Origin of the sequence: Lentzea sp. NPDC004782 (assembly GCF_040609115.1) — a bacterium.
In the GTDB taxonomy this organism is placed as follows: Bacteria; Actinomycetota; Actinomycetes; order Mycobacteriales; family Pseudonocardiaceae; genus Lentzea.
The window spans coordinates 68293-87227 of sequence record NZ_JBEXJN010000004.1 but is presented as its reverse complement, the minus strand read 5'-3'; the positions used below and the strand labels follow the sequence as shown (position 1 = coordinate 87227).

Below are 18935 nucleotides of genomic sequence, written 5' to 3'. Positions count from 1 at the left end.
AGTGCAGGACCCGTTGCAGTTGCTGGACATCCCGTCGTTGCTGAGCGACGAGGAGCGCGACATCCAGGCCACCGTCGCGACGTACCTGTCCGACCACGTCCGGCCGCACATCGCCTCCTGGTTCGAGGAGGGCATGCTGCCGCGCGAGCTCGCGCGGGAGCTCGGCAAGCTGGGTGTGCTCGGCATGCACCTGGAGGGCTACGGGTGCGCGGGAACGTCGGCGCTGGCGTACGGGCTCGCGTGCCTGGAGCTGGAGGCCGTGGACAGCGGCATCCGGAGCTTCGTGTCGGTGCAGGGCTCGCTGTCGATGTACTCGATCTGGAAGTACGGGTCGGAGGAGCAGAAGCGGGAGTGGCTGCCGCGGCTGGCCGCCGGTGAGGCGATCGGGTGCTTCGGGCTGACCGAACCCGACTTCGGCTCCAACCCGTCGGGGATGCGCACGCGGGCCGTCCGGGACGGTGCCGACTGGGTGCTCAACGGCACCAAGATGTGGATCACCAACGGTGGGCTGGCCGACGTGGCGACCGTGTGGGCCCAGACCGAGGAGGGAATCCGCGGATTCCTGGTCCCGCGCGGGACGCCCGGATTCTCGACGCAGGACATCAAGCACAAGCTGTCGATGCGGGCATCCGTCACCTCCGAACTGATCTTGACGGACGTGCGCCTCCCGGAAAGCGCGCGGCTGCCGCTCGCGACTTCCCTGCGCGCTCCTCTTTCGTGTCTGAACGAGGCGCGGTTCGGGATCGTGTTCGGTGCCGTGGGTGCCGCGCGGGATTCGTTGCAGGCGGCGCTCGGTTACTCCGGCACGCGCATCCAGTTCGACAAGCCGATCGCCGCGTTCCAGCTGACGCAGCGCAAGCTGGCGACGATGTCCGTTCAGGTCGGCAACGCGATGCTGCTCGCGTTGCACCTCGCGAAGCTCAAGGAGGCCGGCACGCTGAAGCCCGAGCAGATCAGCATGGGCAAGTACAACAACGTGGAGGCGGCCATCGCGATCGCGCGGGAAAGCCGGACGATCCTCGGCGCGAACGGCATCTCGTCGGAGTACTCGCCGTTGCGGCACGCCAACAACCTGGAATCCGTCCTCACCTACGAGGGCACGTCGGACATCCACCTGCTGTCCATCGGTCAGGCGTTGACCGGGATCTCCGCGTTCCGCTGATCCTGCTGAAGGCTGGACCAGACGAAAATCGCCGGACCACCTGACGACCAGGTGGCCCGGCGGCTCTCGGACGCGTTCTGCGGGTGAGCTAGCAGACCGTGACGCGCTTGAGCTCCGCCTTGAGGTTGGGGCGACCGTCCTGCGGGTTGTCGCCCGCGATTCCGCCGGCCGCGATCTTGTCGAGGGTCTTCAGGCCCTCCGGCAGGATCGTGCCGAACACCGTGTAGTTCGGGCGCAGGATCGAGTCGGTCTGCACGAGGAAGAACTGGCTGCCGTTCGTGTCCGGGCCGGCGTTGGCCATCGCGAGCGTGCCGCGCGGGTAGATGCGGCGCAGGCCGGTCGGGTCGTTCGGCGCGGGCTTCAGGTCCGTCGGCAGCTCGTCCTTGTACTTGTAGCCGGGGCCGCCCTCACCGGTGCCGGTCGGGTCACCGCACTGCAACACCTTCAGCGTCGAGTACGCGGTGAGGCGGTGGCACTCGGTCTTGTCGTAGAAGCGGTGCTCCGCCAGGTGAACGAAGCTGTGCACCGTGCACGGGGCCTTGTCGCGGTCCAGGATCATGGGGATGTCGCCCTGGTTCGTCCTGATGTGGACGAACACCTTTCCCTTGGTGTGCCTGGGGTCCTTCGGCACGGGCACCGGCCGGGCGGCAGGTTCCTCCGGCGTCGGCGTGATGCCGCAGTCGATCCGGGCCTGTGCGTCCTGGGCTTCGACGTCCGCCGATGCGGTTCCGGTGGTGATGAATCCAACGGCCAGTGCCGCCACTGCCAGACCAGCTGCGATTCGCCTCATGCGCGATTCCTAGTGGAGCCGGCGGTGTCCCGGCAAGGGTTAACGGATCACTCAGTTGTCGGTGTCCTCGGTGATCTCGTACTCACACGTCGTGTCCTTGCCCGAGTTCGAGATCTCCTTCTCCTTCTCGACGCGGAGCTTGCAGGTGACCTGGTTGTCCGACTTGACCTTCAGAGTGATCCTGCCGAGCGCGTTGGCGAGCATCGCGCGGTTCTTCACCGGCAGGTCAACGGTTTCGGACTGCGACGCGCCGCCGGGAACAGCCAGGGTGAGCTCAGCCTTGCCGCTGCCCTCGATGTCGTAGAACGCCTCGTAGGTGTAGCTCTTCTGGCCGCAGGCCGCGAGCGCCAGCACGGGAATCAGCAGGAGGAGTTTCTTCATGACTCGAATTCTGGTGATGGGCTGACGCCGCGGCTTCTGTCCTCGGAGGGGTCGTGGTCCTACTTTTGGCCGACCAAACGGGACTCCCAGGCCCAAGCGGCGATCTCGACGCGGTTGCGAGCGTCCAGTTTGGCCTGAACGCTCGCCAGGTGCGTCTTCACCGTGCCGACGGAGATGAACAACTCTTGCGCGATCTCCGCGTTCGTCCGGCCTACGGCAGCGAGCTTCACGACATCGAGCTCACGCGCGGAGAGGTTGTGCGGCTGTTGCGATGTCCGCGTGTTCATGTGCTGCAACAGCCTGACCGTGATTGACGGGCTGATGAGCGCATCGCCCGTGACGGCCGCACGGACCGCTTCGATGAGCAGGTTGGGCCCGGCATCCTTCAGAAGGAAGCCGCACGCGCCGTTCTTGAGCGCTGTGTGTACGTACTCGTCGTGGTCGAACGTCGTGCACACGACTACGTTGACGTCATTCGCGATCTGTTTGAGCGCTTCGAGTCCGTCCATGCGCGGCATGCGGATGTCCATCAACGCGACATCAGGCTTGGTGCGGCGTGCCTCGGCCACAGCCTCAACGCCGTCCTGAGCCTCCGCCACGACCTCGATGTCGGACTCGGCGCCCAGAATCATGCCGAAGCCCGTGCGCACCATCGCCTGGTCGTCCGCGACGAGAACCCTGATCACGCGGTCGCCTTTCCGGTCGGGAGTGCGGCGTCGACGACCCAGCCGCCGTCGACGCCCGGCCCCGCCTTGATCCTGCCCCCGAGCGCCTGCACGCGCTCGGTGAGCCCGATGAGGCCGAAGCCGTTGCCCTGTCTCCCGGGCCTGCCGTCGTCGACGACCCGGACGATGACCCAGTCCGGTGCAGCCTGGATCTGGACGTCCACTTTGGTCGCTTCCTGCGCGTGTTTCCTGATGTTGGTCAACGACTCCATGACCACGCGGTGGACGGAGCCGGCGATCTCCAAGGGCAGGTTCCCGGTGTCGCCGTGGACTTCGAGGGTGGCGCGCGGCTCGGCCTCGATGAGCGGCTCGATGTCGACGATGCCCGCCACCGGTGCGACGGGAACGTCGTCGCGGAGCATGCCGACCATGCGGCGCATGGCGGTCATGGCTTCACCACCGGCCTCCTCGATGCGTTCGAGGGCCTGCCTGGCCTGCTGCGGGTTGCGTTCGACGATCCGGCTCGCGCCCTGGGCGAGCACGACCATGCCGGTGATGTGGTGGCCCACGAAGTCGTGCAGGTCCCTGGCGAACTCGGCGCGCTGCTCGGCCTGCACGGCGGCGACCTGCTTCTCGCGGGCGTTGTTCAGCAGGCGCAGGTAACCGACCAGCGCGAGCACGCCGATGGCGACGACGAGCAGGCCCATCGCCAACGTCAGCTCGGTGGGACCGAGTGGGAACCGCACGGGCTGGGTGACCAGCGCGATCACGATCCCGGCGAGCAGCGGCGCGTCCCAGCCCGACTTCGCCCGGTGGGCGGTGATCGCCAGCACACCGGTCAACGCCAGGGTCTCGGCCAGGCCGAACTCCTTGTCCAACGGGTTGACCAGCGTGAACGTGACGGACAGGAGGACGGACAGTGCAACCAGCGCCCGGTTGGGCCGCAGCCAGGCGAACGCGGCCAGCACGATGCACGCCAACGCGGCCCAGCCGGTCCAGGGGTAGAGGCCGGGCGACTTGAACAGGCCGTAGTAGGCGTCCACGAACGCGGCAGCGACCAGTGCGGCGATCGCGCCGTACTTCCAGAGCATGGCCATGACCTTATGCACCGGGACGCGGCCCGCAGATCGGCCGAAAGACAGAGGCGAGCCCTGCCCTGGACGGAGGTTCCCGCCTCCGTGCCGCACTTTGCTGGCCATGTGAACAACTACGCTTCCGCCGCGGTCGACCTCGTGAAGGTGTACGGCTCCGGCGACGCCGCGGTTCGAGCGCTCGACGGGGTGACGGTCGGGTTCCGCCCCGCCTCCTTCAGCGCGATCACGGGACCGTCCGGCTCCGGCAAGTCCACCCTGATGCACTGCCTGGCCGGGCTCGACACGGCCACGTCCGGCGCGGCGCTGCTGGGCGGCAAGGACCTGACCCGGCTCTCCGACAACGCGCTGACGAAGGTGCGGCGGGACCGGATCGGATTCGTCTTCCAGGCGTTCAACCTGCTGCCGACGCTGACCGCGGAGCAGAACGTCCTGCTGCCGTTGAACCTGGCCGGGCGGCGTCCCGACCGCGCCTGGTTCACGCAGCTCGTCGAGGTGCTGGGGCTGTCGTCACGGCTGGCGCACCGGCCGTCGGAGATGTCCGGCGGGCAGCAGCAGCGCGTGGCGCTGGCACGTGCGCTCGTCACGCGGCCTGACGTCATCTTCGCCGACGAGCCGACCGGAAACCTCGACTCCACGTCGTCCGCGGACGTCCTCAACCTGCTGCGGCAGGCCGTGCGCGAGTTCGGTCAGACGATCGTGATGGTCACGCACGACGACCGTGCGGCGTCGTACGCCGACACCGTCGTGCACATGGCCGACGGACGCGTTGTGCAGGCGGTCACGGCGTGAAGAGGTTCCTGCCCGTTCTGTCGATCCTGATCGCCGCGTTCTTCGCCTGCTCGACGGTGCTCGCCAAGGACATCGCCGAACGCTCGCTCGCGGTGAGAGCCGCCCGGCTGGTCGAGGTGTTCGCGCTGCTCGGCGCGTTCGTCACGGTCGCCATGATCGTGGCCGCGCTGGTCTCCACCTCGACGTTCCGGATCGTCTTCGCGCAACGGATGCGCGAGCTGGCGTTGCTGCGGGCCGTCGGTGCCACACGCGGCCGGCTGGCGCGACGGCTGGTGGTCGAGGGGACCGCGGTCGGACTGCTCGCGTCGATCGCCGGGGTGGGGCTGGCGGTGGGCGCGGGGCAGCTCGTGCCGCTGGCGGGCCTGGCTGCGCCTGGACTTCCGCTGACGCCGGCACTGGTCGTGGTCGCGGGGTCGTTCGTCCTGACGACGCTCGCCGTGCTGGCGCCGGCGTGGTCCGCGGCGAAGGTCTCGCCGCTGGAGGCGCTGCGCACGTCGGCCGTCCAGGACAGCAGAAGCGGGATCGGCAGGCCGCGCTGGGTGCTCGGCATCCTGATGGCCGCGAGCGCGGGCGTGCTCCTGATCAACGTCGCGGTGGACGGTCTGGCCACCAAGCAACGGCCGGCCGGGATGACCGACGAGCTGCTGCTGCGCACCACCATCAGCGGTGCGCTGGCGTTCGGCGCGTTGATCACGCTGGGGCCCGCGTTGATCTCACCGGTGCTGCGGCTGATCAGCATTCCGTTGCGGCGCAGCACGATCGGAACGCTGGCGGTCAGCGGTGTGGGTGGTGCGCCACGCCGAGCCGCCTCGGTCACCGCGGTGGTGGCGCTGGGGGTCAGCCTGATCATCGCGACGCTGACGGGCGCGAACACGTTGCGGGGGCTCGGAAAGGCCGAATTGGCCGGCGCGTACCCCGCTGACCTGGAGATCACCGGGCCGGTCGACGTCCAGGCGCTCACCGCGGCCGGGCTCACCGACGTGCTCCCCTACCGGCGTACCGAGATCACCGTCAACGGGCGGCTCACCATGCGCGCCACCGATCTCGACCTGACCAAGCTCCGCGACCTCGCGGACTTCGAGGTCGACACCGGTTCGCTCGCCGACATGGGGCCGCACAAGATCGTCCTGTCGACCTGCACCGCGAACGGGCTCGGGGTCACGGCGGGATCGCAGGTCGACGTCAACGGCGTGCGGATGACCGTGGCGGCGACGGTGTTCGGCGGTGTGCCGCTCGGCAGCGCACTGCTGCATCCATCCGATGTGGACAGTGAACCGGTCGGCGCACTCGCCAACGGTGCCGCGGAACGAGTTCCGGCCGGGTACGACGTCGAGTCGCTCGCCGACCACCGGCTCGCCCAGGAGAACTGGTTCACCACATTGGTGGCAATCGCGATCGGACTGCTGTTCCTGACCATGTTGATCGCCGTGGTGGGAGTAGGATCGACCACGGCGTTGTCGGTGCTCGAGCGGACCCGCGAGTCCGGACTCCTGCGCGCGATCGGCTTGACCCGCAAGGAACTCGGGCGTCTCATCACGACCGAGGCAGGCCTCTACGGGATCGTCGGCGCGCTGATCGGCCTCGCCATCGGGGTTCCCTACGCGTGGCTCGCGATCATCTCGCTCGGCGTCGAATGGCCGTTGCAGGTACCGGTCGTCGCCGTCGGCGTGGTGGTGCTCGTCCTGGCCGCACTCACCGCAGGTGCGGGCTTGCTGCCCGCCCGCCGTGCGGCGCGAGTGAGCCCGGTGGCGGCACTTCACTCCATCCAGTGACGTGTGCCGGATCCGAGACGGGGTATCCGAACTGCATCGGGAGGTGATGCAGTCATGGGCTTCGATGAGCTCAAGAACAAGGCGAAGGACCTGATCGGCGAGCACGGGGACAAGGTCGACCAGGGTGTCGAGCGCGCGGGGCAGATCGCCGACGAGAAGACCGGCGGCAAGCACAGCGAGCACATCGACAAGGGTGAGGAGAAACTCAAGGAGGGCTTGCGGAAGTTCGGTGGCGGGCAATGAGCCTGCGGAACCACCGCAACGACGGATCCCACTGGTGATGGGACATACCCAGGGTGTGCCCGTGGGGGCTGGTTGTGCCGTTGGTTCGCCTGTGAGTTACGGCGGATTGGACTATCAGTGCCTGCGGGCGCACACGTTGATCGTGACTTGGGAACCGCCGAACGCGGCATCTCTGCGGCAACGCGTCTGAGTCACTTCCGCGATCCCGGCGGCCCGGTTACCGTCGTTCGCCGGGATCGCGGAGGTGAAGGTGGATCCGAGCGGGGTGACGAGAGCTGCACGGCTGACCGCATTGGCCGCGTTGTGCCTGGTCACCGTCGTCTTGTTGCTCCCGGCGGCGATCAGCGTGAGCACCGGCGGGGCCGTTCCGGCGTTCCTCGGGGAGTTCGGCCGCTGGTTGTGGCCCGCCGTCGGCCTCATGGTGCTCGTCGCGATCGGTCTCGCGATCTGGGAGCGCGTGCGCGGTCACGAGACGAGCAACCGCGCCGCTGCGCTCGGCCGGGTCGAGTCGCGGGTGAAGGCGTTGCTGGCCTCTTCCCTGGCCGCGCAGACCCAGATCAAAGTCGGCGTGCTGCGGCAGCCGCGGCTCTCGGTCCGCGCCGAGGGCGAGGAAGTCTCGTCTTCTGACCTCGAAGCCGTCTACGACCGCATGGGCCGCACCATGGTTCTCGTCGGACCGGTCGGCAGCGGACGGTCGACGCTGTTGCGCGAGCTTTGCCTGGTGCTGGTCGAGCGGGCGCGCAACGATCCGGACGCGCCGATTCCCGTGGTCGCGGACCTGGCGACGTGGCGGGCGTACGGCACCCGCAAGCCGACCGAGTTCACCGCGTGGCTGTTGCGCGAGATGAACCGCAGCTACGGCATCAGCCGTTCGGCGGGCACGATCTGGCTGCGCCGCGGGCGGGTGGCCGTGCTCATCGACGGCCTTGACGAGGTGCCGCAGATCGACCGCGCGCACTGCGAGTCCGAGCTCGCGCCGTTCGCGTCGGTGGTGTGCTCGACCACGCCGATCGAGAACCTGCCCTCCGTGTACGTCGAACCGTTGTCACGCGGGCAGGTGCTGGAGTACATCGCCTCGGTCAGTCCTCGTCTCGACGGCCTGGAATCAGCTCTCACACCCCAGATCTGGGAGCGACTGGACTCGCCGCTGGCCCTGAACCTGCTGGCGTTGACGCACCTCGATCGCCAGGTCGACACCATCGGCACCGATTTCGTGGGCTCCTTCGTCGTGGAGCGGCTTTCCGCCCAACGCGCTGCGGGCCCGACCATCCGCGCGTTGAAGTTCTTGGCGCGGTTGGGACGACCAGACCTCGGTGCGCCCGTGCACATGCCTCACCGCAGTGCATGGCTCCCACTGCTGCCGACGCGCCCGTTGTGGTTGTTGTTCGTGCGCGCGGTGCCTGCCGCATATGCCGGTGGTGTGTGTGCCGTGGCGTTTCTGACGGGCCTGCAGCTCGGGTTGTGGCCGGCATTGGTGTTCGTCGTCGCGGCTTCTTCGTTGCTCGTGCTGGTGAACAAAGTGCCGAACGTCTTCCACCCGCCCGGACGGGCGCACGGAATCATCACCGCCGCCTTGGGATTCCTGGCAGGTGCGTTCGCCGGATTGCTGGTCGGCCTCGCCGGATTGTGGCTCGGTGGCATTGGTGCGCCGTGGCCGTACGCGGTCGCGTATGTGTTCGTTGTGGTGGCGTCCTTCTTCCTGGCATTGGGCTTCGTGCCGGGCGACGCCCCCGTGGCGTGGTCCGTGCTGACCGCGGCCGCACCGGCCGTGTCGATGATCTGGACCGGCCCGTACGTGGTGTTGACCGGGATGGGGATGGGCTTCTCCGCGGGCGTGGCAGGCGGAGTGTTCGCTGCTGCGGTGGGACGTGTGTGGCGCACGGTGCGCACGGGACAACAACAACGCATGCGACTCGGCCGACCGTGGTGGGTGCAGCCGGCCGTCCCGGCGCTCGGATTGATCGGTGCTCTGGGCGGTCTCGGAACGTTCGGTTCCTGGGGCACCGCACTCGGAGTGGCGTTGGGCTTGCTTGTGACACCCACCGCGGCCCGCGACTACGTCTGGCCGTTCGACGCACTCGCCGAAGTAGCCGCGGAGGGTCTCACCCGTCCACTGTCGCTGGGCGAGTTGTCCTTCCGCCGCAAGGCTTTGCTGCACCTCGCGCAGGACCGGCTGCTGCTCACCCGCGTCGACGGCGAGTACCGCTTCGCGCACGTGGCCCTTCGGGATCACCTCGCCGCATGTGACCCAACCGCAATGCTTCGCGCCACGCGCCGTTGAACCTTCCCGATGTGTGAGACGTACGGCCTGAAAGAAAGGTCGGGTGTTGCACATGCGCTGGTCGAAAGGCTGGATCGCGAGCGCCGGGGTGTTCTCGGTCATCGCGGCCATCGGGGGCACGGCCTTCGCCCTGGCCGGATCTGGGTCTCCCGCAGCGCAACCGGGCGTGGCGGGCAAGGAGGTGTGCTCCGGACAGCAGGTCACCCTCGTCGACAACACCGGTTCGGCCGGGGTGTTCTCGGATCAGCTGCCGGTGGGAACTTCCCTGCGGATCACGAACACCGCCAACGGGCGGGCCGCGACGGTTGCGGTTGCCGGGGTTTCCGCCGGGTGTGCCGCGGTCAACACCGCGGCTTTCGATTTGTTGCGGTCGCCGGGTTCGGCCCGGGGCGGGGAGGAAAGCGTTCTCCGGCGGGTCCGGGTGGAGATCGTGGGGAATGCTCCCGCACCGGTTCAGACGGCCGCGCCGCGAATTCGGGCCACCGGGGTGGTGGGGCAGGTTGTTTGTGACGGGGCCACTGTCGGGTTGTCGGCGGTGGGTGGGGCGCCGGAGGCTTTCTCTTCCACGTTGCCGGTGGGGACTTCGGTTCGGGTCACCAATCTGGACAACGGAAAGCAGGCCACGGTTCGGATTGTCGGGGTTGGACCGGCTTGTGTGGTGTTGAACAGTGCGGCTTTCGGGTTGGTGGGGGAGCCGGGGAAGAGTTCGATCAAGCGGGTTCAGATTGAGAAGGTGGTCTGAGGGGACGGTCATGTCGCCCTGCGTTGGTGGTTGCGGTCTGGGCCGGGATTGGGCATGTCGGGCTTGCCTGCGGCTTCGCGGATGAGTGAATGCCCATCCTCATGGCGCGCTGGCGATTCGCCAGCGGATATCCGGACCGCGAGGTTGATGACCGCTCGCATCAAGCTGCCGTGCCGTGCCACCGCGGCCCACTCAGTGGCGGGTGGCGGGAGTGGGCGCGGGGGTCACCAGTCCATCGGCTCGTCTGGTTCTTCTGGGGCCGGCCACTCGTCGTCTGCGGTGCTGGAGCCCCAGGCTGCGCCGCCCTGGGGCGTGGTTTTCGGCCTGGGCTTGGCTTTCGGGGCGTCCGGGGCGGTGGCTGGTGGGGCTGTGGTCGGGGCGGTGCCCGCCACTACTTCCAGGATTTGGTCGCCGTACTTGGTCAGTTTGGCTTGGCCCACACCGCTCACCGCGCCCAAGGCCGTCAGGGTGGTGGGGCGGGTGGCTGCGATGGATTTCAGGGTGGCGTCGTGGAAGATCACGTAGGCCGGGACGCCTTGTTCGCGGGCTTGGGCGGCTCGCCACTCGCGCAGTGACTCGAAGAGGCCGGTTGCCTCCGCGGGGAGGTCCACCTTCTGCTTCGTGGCGGTGGTGGCGGTGGTGGCTCGGGTGGTCGAGCGGGCTGGGGCCGGGTCCTTGCGGAGGTGGACCTCGCGTTTGCGGGCCAGGACGTCGGCGCTCGCCTCGGTCAGGACGAGGGTGGAGTACTCGCCTTCCACGGCGAGCAGGCCTTGGGCCAGGAGCTGGCGGACTACGCCTCGCCACTCGCTTTCGTTCAGGTCCTCGCCTATGCCGAACGTGCTGAGCTGGTCGTGGTCGAACTGGATGACCTTGGCGGTCTTGCGGCCCAGGAGGATGTCGATGGCCTGGCCCGCGCCGAACTTCTGGTTTCGCTCCTTGCGGAGGCGCCAGACGGTGGAGAGGAGCTTCTGGGCCGCCACGGTGCCGTCCCAGGACTCCGGCGGGGTCAGGCAGGTGTCGCAGTTGTTGCAGGGGACGCCGGACTGGCCGAAGTAGTCCAGGAGCATCGTGCGGCGGCACGTGATGGTCTCGCAGAGGGCGAGCATCGCGTCGAGGTGGGCTTGAGAGCGGCGGCGGAAGGCGAGGTCACCTTCGGACGACTCGATCATCTTGCGCTGTTGGACCACGTCGCTGAGGCCGTAGGCCAGCCAGGCGGTGGAGGGCAGGCCGTCCCGGCCCGCCCGGCCCGTTTCCTGGTAGTAGCCCTCGACCGACTTCGGGAGGTCGAGGTGGGCCACGAAGCGGACGTCCGGCTTGTCGATGCCCATGCCGAACGCGATCGTGGCGACCATGATCAGGCCGTCCTCGCGCAGGAAGCGGGCCTGGTTGCGCTGGCGGGTCTGGGCGTCGAGGCCCGCGTGGTACGGCAGGGCCTCGACGCCGTTGGCCACCAGGAACTCGGCGGTCTTCTCGACGGAGGCGCGGGAGAGGCAGTAGACGATGCCCGCGTCGCCCTGGTGCTCGCCGCGGAGCAGGTCGAGGAGCTGCTTCTTCGGTTCCTTCTTGGCGACGATGCGGTACTGGATGTTCGGGCGGTCGAAGCTGGAGACGAACTGGCGGCCTTCGGAGAGGTCGAGGCGCGTGAGGATCTCCTCGCGCGTGGCCTCGGTCGCGGTCGCGGTGAGGGCGATGCGCGGGACCTTGGGCCAGCGTTCGTGCAGCTGGGCCAGGGAGAGGTAGTCGGGGCGGAAGTCGTGGCCCCACTGGGAGACGCAGTGCGCCTCGTCGATCGCGAACAGGGCGATGTCGCCCTGGTCGAGCAGACGCAGGGTGGCCTCGGACGTCAGGCGTTCCGGGGCCAGGTAGAGCAGGTCGAGCTCGCCCTGGACGAACTCGGCCTCGACGACGCGGCGTTCGTCCCAGGACAGGGACGAGTTCAGGAAGCCCGCGCGGACGCCGAGGGCGCGCAGAGCGTCGACCTGGTCCTGCATCAGGGCGATCAACGGCGAGATCACCACGCCGGTGCCGGGGCGGACCAGGGCGGGGACCTGGTAGCACAACGACTTGCCACCGCCGGTCGGCATCAGCACGAGCGCGTCGCCGCCGGCGATCACGTGCTCGACGATGTCGGCCTGGTCGCCTCGGAACTCGGGGTACCCGAAGACGCGCTGCAGGACCTGCAACGCGTCTTCGAGGACGACACCGTCGGTTGAACCCATGCCGCCGATGCTAGCGAGCTGCACCGACAGTCCCGGCCGCTAGCCCAGTGTGCTTTGCGTACCTGCGGAAACGCTCGTGGCGATGATCGGATCAGCGGACGCCGACGGCACCGAGCCGCGCAACGGGATCCGCACCGAGGTGTCCGCCAGGTCGACCGTCAGGCGGGGAAGCCGGCTCGGTCGCACGATCATGCTCGAGTCGGTGCCGCCGATCAGCAGGCCCAGCCGGTGCCCCGCGGGGATGACGTGGTCCGTTGTGGACAGTCGGAACGTCATGCGGTACTTGGTTCCCGGGGTGATCGTGCGCGGGGCGGAGAGCGACGCGTAGTTCGCCAGGTCCGCCCATCCACGCGCGATGATCTGCGCGTCGACGTCGCCCGCCGTTGCTTCCGTGTCGCGGTAACAGGCGTCATCGCCCGTACGGCTCTCGCCCCAGCACGACTCCGTGGTCAGGGTCCGGATGCCCTCACCGGTCCGCACCCGAGCCGGGCCGTAGTCGATCAGGTAAGCCGTCAGGTGCGCGGTCGGCGTCGACGACGACACGCCCACCGTGATCGAGGACGTGCCCGCCACGCGCAAGTCGGAGGTCAACGGTGCCGTCGAGTAGGTCACGCGGCCGGTGTTGGAGCCGGAGAGCCAGGTGGCCGGCGTGGCGTTGCCGTTGTCGGTGAACGCGGCCGTGCCGGTGCCAGGCGTTGTGCCGAAGCCCGAAGAAGAAGGCCGCAGCACGGTGCTGACGGTGCCGGCCGGCGGCCACGTCTGATCGTCCTCCCACTGGTCCGGCGCGCGCTCTGCGGACACCTGGGGCTCGTTCTCGATGCCGTTCGGGACGTTCAGCAGCCAGCGGTCGAACCACCGGTGCAGCGTCGCGACCCACTCGGCGCGCCGGAAGTCGAACGGGTCGACGTGCGCGGTCTGCGAGAACCACAGCTTCTTCGGCACCGATGCGGGCACCGCGTCCCAGAACTGGCCGAACTGCACCGTCTTCACGTTGAGGTCGTTCTGCCCGTGGATCGCGAAGATCGACGCCTTCACGCGCGAGGCGTTGCGCACGAAGTCACGTGCCTGCCACATCGCCGTGTAGTCGCCGTTGGCCGGAGAACCGTTGGTCATCTGCGTGCGCACGGCACCGCACCGCGAGCGCGCGTTGGCGTTCTCGAACTGCGTGCCCAGCCCGGTCGGTGAGCTGTAGCTGGTGTACGCGACGCCGTCCGAGCGGAACCAGTCGTACCACGAGCTGATGCCCGCGATCGGCACGATGGTCTTCAACCCGTCGACACCGGTGGCCGCCACACCGTTCGCGATCGAGCCGTCCCACGACTTGCCGATCATGCCGACGGCGCCGGTCGACCAGGAGGCGGTCTTCGTCGTCGTGCCGGTCATGGTCGTGTAACCGGTGCGACGACCGTTCAGCCAGTCGATCACGGCGGTGCCGGAGGTGATCTCCGACTGACCGCCGACGTCGACGCAGCCGCGCGACCGGTTCGTGCCGAGGAAGTCGACCAGCACGACGGCGTAGCCGCGCGGCACGAAGTAGTTGTCGTAGAAGAGCGGGAACTTCACGGGCACGCCGGCGGAGTCGTAGGTCTTGACCTCGCTCTCGTTCCCGCGGCCCGCGCTCTCGTAGTACGGGCTGGCCTCCATGATCACCGGCACGCGCCCGGTCGTGGAAGGTCTGATGATGTCCGCGGTCACCCGGTCGGGACTGCCGTCACCGTCCGCGTCGAGGCCGGTGTCGACGTAGACGGTCTCGCGGACCGCGTCGGCCATCGAGTGGATCGGTGCGGACACGCCGCCGGACAGGGAGAACGCCGGTGTCGCCGCTGTGGCAGGGATTGGCGTCAGGGTCAGGGCCCCTGCTAACGCCACTACAACACGAACACGCTTCATGAAGATTCACGCTAAGGAGTGACGATGTCACTCGTCAGAGCCGAAAGGATTGATCCTCAGCGGTTGCGGCAACTACGGCGAGTGCCGAATATTCGTCCCCCGTGAGCTTCACCTTCGAACCGGCCCGCACCCGCGTCGTCTTCGGGCGCGGCACCGCTGCCTCGGTGCGCGCCGAGGCCGAGCGTCTTGGCGCGTCACGGGTCCTGCTGCTCGCCCGGCACGGCGGCGACAAGGTGGCGGCGGAGCTCGGCCCCCTGCTCGCGGCCCGGTTCACCGGCGCGACGATGCACACGCCGGTCGAGGTCACGGAGCGCGCGCTCGCACTGTTGCGTGAGCACAGCGCGGACTGCGTGGTATCGGTCGGGGGCGGGTCGAGCACGGGACTGTCGAAGGCGCTCTCGGTGCGCGCGGGCGTGCCGCAGATCGTCCTGCCGACGACCTACGCGGGTTCCGAGGTCACCCCGGTGCTCGGCGAGACGGAGTCGGGGCTGAAGAAGACGCGGCGCGATGCCGCGATCCAGCCGGACACGGTGATCTACGACGTCGAACTGACGTTGGACCTGCCGTTGGACGTCACGGTGACAAGCGCGCTCAACGCTCTCGCGCACGCCGTCACCGCCAGAGGCAACGAGAACCCGTTGATCGACGCCATCGCGTCCAAGGCGATCGACGGCATTTTGCACGCTTTGAGCGGAAATCCCTCCACCGTGGACGCACGGACCGAGCTCCTGCACTCCGCCTGGCTCGCGGGGACGTGCCTCGCCAGCGTCCCCATGGGACTGCACCACAAGCTCGCGCACGTTCTGGGCGGTTCGTTCGGTTTGCCGCACGCCGCCACACACACGGCGTTGCTCTCTCACACAGCTCCGACTGACCTCGCCAAACGGATACACGACACGGCCACCAGGTTCGGCGCGGCGACCTCACTGCGCGAACTGGGCATGACGGAGTCCGATTTGTCCCGCGCCGCGGAGATTTCGGAGCACCCCGACGCACTGCGGGTGCTGACGAACGCGTGGCGCGACGTACCAACGGGCTGATGGGTTGTCATTCAAAAGGCTGATGTTCACAGCTGTGAATCACAACCAACCTCCGATGTGATCCTGAAGATCTGCTGATGAAATAGAGGCATGCTCAGCCCCCTGGATCTGTCGTTGGTAAACGGACCGATCCCCGCCGCCGCGACCGTCGCTGCCGCCGTCGCGCTGACGTATCTGGCGATCAGGAAGAACCGGACCTGGTGGACCAGGGTGCTGCCGATCGTGGTGTCGGCGTGCGCCGTGGTCGTGCTCGGGCTGAGCTACGTGGTCGACCACGTGTGGAAACCCTGGCCAGAGCCGTTGCCGGTGATCCTGACGGTCTGGGTGGGCGCCGCTCTCACCGCGCTGGCCCTGGCAGCCGTGCGGCTGGGCACCGGACGATGGTACGGCCGCGTGTTCGGCGTGTTGCTGGCGCTGGGTGTCACCACGAGCGCGATGGTCGCCACGAACGCGCACTTCAGCCAGTACCCCACCATGCGCGCGGTGCTGGACGTCTTCCGGAACGACCGCGTCGACCTCAACGAGGCAGCCCCCTCCCCGTCCCGCGTGGTCGACGTCCCCGCCGGCAAGAAGCTCGCCGACGTGTGGACGAAACCCGACGACATGCCGGACAAGGGCACGGTCTCCGAGTCGACGATCCCCGGCGACTTCCCGGCCCGGCCGGCGTGGATCTACCTGCCACCCGCCTATCACACGATGCCGCGGCCGAAGCTGCCGGTCATCGTGCTGCTGGCGGGTCAGCCGGGCAACCCGCGCGACTGGTTCGACGGCGGCCGGATCACCGACAACATGGACGCGTACGCGGCCCAGCACGAAGGGCTCGCGCCGATCGTGGTGGTGGCCGACCAGCTCGGCACGCCGACGGCGAACCCGCTGTGCCTCGACTCCGCGCTGGGCAAGTCGGAGACGTACCTGGCGCGCGACCTGCCCAAGTGGATCAAGCAACGACTGACCGTCGACGAGCGCCGCGAGGCGTGGACCATCGCGGGCTTCTCCCAAGGCGCCACGTGCTCGGTGCAGCTCGCCGTGCGCGCGCCGGACGTGTACGGCAACTTCGTCGCCCTCGCTCCTCAGCGCGAGCCCACGCTCAGCACGCGGCACGAGACGGTCAAAGCGGCGTTCGGCGGCGACGAGGCCGCGTTCGTGCGGGTCAACCCGATGGACATCCTCGCGCGCCAGACCTTCCCGCGAACCGCGGGCATCATCGTCGCGGGCCGCGACGACGCCACGTACCGCAAAGCGGACGCGGAGGTGTTCGAGGCCTGCCGCAAGGCTGGAATGGACGTGTTGTGGAAAGAACTGCCGTACGGCCACGACTGGAACATGGCACGGGAAGGCCTCTTCGGTTCGCTGCCGTGGCTCGCGGGGCGGACAGGGCTGGCCTGATGATCGTCCGGTTCTTCCGGACCGCACCGCTCACGTCCACGTTTCTGATCGTCTTCTGGACGGTCGGGGCGTTGACCGGCGCCATCGGCGACCAGAACGACCAGCTGCTCGCGCGGATCGGGTTCGGCACCGACAGTGCGCCGTGGACCGTGTTCAGCTCGGCGCTGTGGTCGATGGACCTGTTGGGCTACGTGGCGACCACGGTGCTGTTGCTGGTGGTCGGCCCGCTGGCGGAGCGGTCGTTCGGCGTGCCGCGCACGGCGGCGGTCTTCCTGTCGGCGCACGTGGTCGGCTCGTTCCTGGGCCTCGGGCTGGTGCTGATCGGGCGGGACGTGCACTGGTCGTGGCTCGACTCGCTGGTGGGCGAGGTCGCCGCCGGACCGTCGATCGGCGGGGTGGGGCTCCTGCTCGCGCTGACGTTCCGGATGCCGCCGCTGTGGAGGCGCCGCGTCCGGCTGCTGACGATCTTGTCGGTGCTGGTGCTTACCCTGTACTCAGGTTGGCTCGAAGATCTGCTCCGACTGTCCGGTGGCGTGTCCGGACTGGTGATCGGGGCGTTGTTCCTGAAGAGCGGGGCGGTGCACAAGCCGCGCACGTTCCAGGACACGCGGGTGCTGGTGGCGCTGTTGCTCGCCGCATCAGCTTTGGGGCCGGTGGTGGCGATGATGTCGCCGTACCCCAACGGTCCGCTGTTGTGGTTCGCGGACGCCGTGGCGGTCACACAGCCGTCGCAGGAGTACTACGACGCGGTGTGCAGCTCCGACCAGGTCGACCTGTGCCGGACGATGACGATCCAGTTGTCGTACGGCCGGTTCCCCGCGCTGGTGATGTCGCTGCTGCCCGCGTTGCTGCTGCTCGTGCTGGCGGAAGGGCTGCGCCGCGGCCGGCGGTTCGCGTGGTGGTCCGCGCTGGTGTGCAACGTGGCGTACGCCGCGTTCATCGGGTGGTACGTCGTGGAGGCCGCGCGGATTCCGGACGCCGGTGCGGCGGAGATGGCGTTCTCCTTCGGCGTCCCGATGCTCGCACCGCTCGCGATCACCATCGTGCTGCTGTTGACGCGCAAGCACTTCGCCGTGCGTCTGCCTCGGCACGCCGTCAGGAAGTTCTGGCGGTTCACGGCGGGCAGCGTGGCGTTGCTGTCGGCGCTGTACGTCTTCGGCGGGTATCTGGTCCGCGACCAGTTCACGCCGGAGCCGGGCTTCGCGCGGCTGCTGGCGGACCTGCCGACGCGGTTCCTGCCGCCGGGGTACCTCGACCTGGTGCCGCTGCAGTTCTCGGCGGAGGGCTTCGTCGGCACGGTGCTGTTCGAGTACACCGGCGTGGTGTTCTGGCTGATCGTGCTGGCCGGTCTGCTGATGGCGTCGTGGCGTTCGTGGCCGTCGTCGTGCGAGAAGGAGGCTGCGCACGCTCGGGAGCTGATGCAGCGCTACGGCGGTTCGTCGTTGTCGTACATGACGACGTGGCGTGGCAACCAGTACTGGTTCACGCCCGACGGTGAGAACGCCATCGCGTACCGGGTGGTGGCCACGATCGCCCTGACGGTCGGTGATCCGATCGGCCCGGCGCGGGTCGAGGCCGTGCGCGGGTTCACCGAGTTCTGCGCGAGCAACGGGTGGACGCCGTGTCTGTACAGCGTGGGAACGGAGACGAGGGAGGCGGTAGCCGGTCTCGGGTGGTCCGCGGTGCAGGTCGCCGAGGACACCGTGATCGAACTGGACAAGCTGAGCTTCACCGGCAAGAAGTGGCAGGACGTGCGCACGGCCCTGAACAAGGCCGCCAAGGCCGGCATCACGGCCGAGTGGTGCGCGTTCGGCGACGCGCCGTTCGCGATCACCGACCAGATCAGGTCGATCTCGGCGGAGTGGGTCGCCGACAAGGGCCTGCCGGAGATGGGCTTCACGCTGGGCGGCCTGGAAGAGCTGACCGGCGAGGGTGTCCGCTGCCTGCTGGCGGTCGACGGTGACCGGACGGTGCACGGCGTCACGAGCTGGCTGCCCGTGTACCAGGACGGCGAGATCGTCGGCTACACGCTCGACTTCATGCGCCGCCGCGCCAACGGTTTCCGCGGCTCGATGGAGTTCCTGATCGCTTCGGCCGCACTACAACTTCAGACCGAAGGCGTCCGGTTCCTGAGCCTGTCCGGCGCGCCGCTGGCCCGCCTGGACCGCGGTGAGCGACCCAGGGCGCTGCAGCGCGTCCTCGACTTCACCGGGCAGGTGCTGGAGCCGGTGTACGGGTTCCGCTCGCTGTTCGCGTTCAAGGCGAAGTTCCAGCCGACGTACCGGCCGATGTTCATGGCCTACCCGGACTCGGCCGCCCTGCCACGCATCGCGAACGCCGTGAGTCGCGCGTACCTGCCGCACCTCAACGCGCGCCAGGGACTTCGCCTCGCAACCAAGATGCTCATCCGCACTCGCGGGCGCGCGACCCTGCACGGTCGATCCCAGTAGTCCGAAAGGGTGGTGAGGTCATCCTCATCAT

Annotated in this window: 16 protein-coding genes; 10 read left to right on the top strand and 6 right to left on the bottom strand. The window is 68.4% G+C overall.

From position 1 onward, the window contains the following. Position 1 precedes the first annotated feature (1 nt). Complete coding sequence (locus ABZV40_RS05205; protein ID WP_355436071.1) at positions 2-1162, top strand: acyl-CoA dehydrogenase family protein; 1161 nt, start codon at positions 2-4, stop codon at positions 1160-1162. A gap of 88 nt (positions 1163-1250) precedes the next feature. Here the strand turns inward: ABZV40_RS05205 and ABZV40_RS05200 are convergent, their stop codons facing one another. From ABZV40_RS05200 to ABZV40_RS05185, 4 genes are read right to left on the bottom strand one after another with little or no spacing between them, the layout of a single operon-like run. Next, positions 1251-1952 carry a peptidylprolyl isomerase gene (locus tag ABZV40_RS05200; RefSeq protein ID WP_355436068.1) on the bottom strand — a complete coding sequence of 234 codons (702 nt, stop codon included), beginning with the start codon at positions 1950-1952 and terminating at the stop codon, positions 1251-1253. Positions 1953-2003: 51 nt separating this feature from the next. Next, entirely contained in the window at positions 2004-2333 is a 330-nt protein-coding gene (locus ABZV40_RS05195; protein WP_355436064.1) for a lipoprotein, read from the bottom strand. Between the two features lie 59 nt (positions 2334-2392). Continuing rightward, the gene (locus ABZV40_RS05190; RefSeq protein ID WP_355436062.1) at positions 2393-3019 is read right to left on the bottom strand and encodes a response regulator transcription factor; all 627 of its coding nucleotides are present in this window, start codon (positions 3017-3019) and stop codon (positions 2393-2395) included. Next, complete coding sequence (locus ABZV40_RS05185) at positions 3016-4089, bottom strand: histidine kinase (protein WP_355436059.1); 1074 nt, start codon at positions 4087-4089, stop codon at positions 3016-3018. Before ABZV40_RS05185 ends, ABZV40_RS05190 begins: the two co-directional genes overlap by 4 nt. A gap of 108 nt (positions 4090-4197) precedes the next feature. Between ABZV40_RS05185 and ABZV40_RS05180 the strand changes: the two genes are divergently transcribed. The 6 genes from ABZV40_RS05180 (at position 4198) to ABZV40_RS05155 (ending at position 9919) form a co-directional block, all read left to right on the top strand. Then, positions 4198-4881: an ABC transporter ATP-binding protein gene (locus ABZV40_RS05180; protein ID WP_355436056.1), complete on the top strand. Its 684-nt coding sequence runs from the start codon at positions 4198-4200 to the stop codon at positions 4879-4881. Further along, positions 4878-6653 carry an FtsX-like permease family protein gene (locus ABZV40_RS05175; RefSeq protein WP_355436053.1) on the top strand — a complete coding sequence of 592 codons (1776 nt, stop codon included), beginning with the start codon at positions 4878-4880 and terminating at the stop codon, positions 6651-6653. The genes ABZV40_RS05180 and ABZV40_RS05175 overlap by 4 nt, the downstream gene beginning before the upstream one ends. A gap of 54 nt (positions 6654-6707) precedes the next feature. Beyond that, entirely contained in the window at positions 6708-6896 is a 189-nt protein-coding gene (locus tag ABZV40_RS05170; RefSeq protein WP_355436050.1) for an antitoxin, read from the top strand. A 37-nt stretch (positions 6897-6933) separates the two neighbouring features. Then, entirely contained in the window at positions 6934-7086 is a 153-nt protein-coding gene (locus ABZV40_RS05165; protein ID WP_355436586.1) for a carbohydrate-binding protein, read from the top strand. A 75-nt stretch (positions 7087-7161) separates the two neighbouring features. Continuing rightward, the gene (locus tag ABZV40_RS05160; RefSeq protein WP_355436047.1) at positions 7162-9177 is read left to right on the top strand and encodes a hypothetical protein; all 2016 of its coding nucleotides are present in this window, start codon (positions 7162-7164) and stop codon (positions 9175-9177) included. 52 nt (positions 9178-9229) lie between these two features. Continuing rightward, positions 9230-9919 (top strand): hypothetical protein, encoded by a 690-nt coding sequence (locus ABZV40_RS05155; protein WP_355436044.1) that lies wholly within the window; start codon positions 9230-9232, stop codon positions 9917-9919. A gap of 224 nt (positions 9920-10143) precedes the next feature. Here ABZV40_RS05155 and recQ read toward each other — a convergent pair whose 3' ends face one another. Both recQ and ABZV40_RS05145 read right to left on the bottom strand, forming a co-directional pair. Further along, entirely contained in the window at positions 10144-12138 is a 1995-nt protein-coding gene (gene recQ / locus ABZV40_RS05150) for a DNA helicase RecQ (RefSeq protein WP_355436042.1), read from the bottom strand. Positions 12139-12177: 39 nt separating this feature from the next. Then, positions 12178-14028 (bottom strand): Xaa-Pro dipeptidyl-peptidase, encoded by a 1851-nt coding sequence (locus ABZV40_RS05145; protein WP_355436039.1) that lies wholly within the window; start codon positions 14026-14028, stop codon positions 12178-12180. A gap of 101 nt (positions 14029-14129) precedes the next feature. Here ABZV40_RS05145 and ABZV40_RS05140 point away from each other — a divergent pair, with 101 nt between their 5' ends. The 3 genes from ABZV40_RS05140 to ABZV40_RS05130 all read left to right on the top strand — a co-directional run bounded on the left by ABZV40_RS05140 (position 14130) and on the right by ABZV40_RS05130 (position 18904). Beyond that, a complete protein-coding gene (locus tag ABZV40_RS05140) occupies positions 14130-15068 on the top strand; it encodes a maleylacetate reductase (RefSeq protein WP_355436035.1) in 939 nt (312 codons plus the stop codon). Positions 15069-15158: 90 nt separating this feature from the next. After that, positions 15159-16454 carry an alpha/beta hydrolase-fold protein gene (locus ABZV40_RS05135; RefSeq protein WP_355436031.1) on the top strand — a complete coding sequence of 432 codons (1296 nt, stop codon included), beginning with the start codon at positions 15159-15161 and terminating at the stop codon, positions 16452-16454. Then, positions 16454-18904: a phosphatidylglycerol lysyltransferase domain-containing protein gene (locus ABZV40_RS05130; protein WP_355436028.1), complete on the top strand. Its 2451-nt coding sequence runs from the start codon at positions 16454-16456 to the stop codon at positions 18902-18904. Before ABZV40_RS05135 ends, ABZV40_RS05130 begins: the two co-directional genes overlap by 1 nt. Positions 18905-18935: the final 31 nt, after the last annotated feature.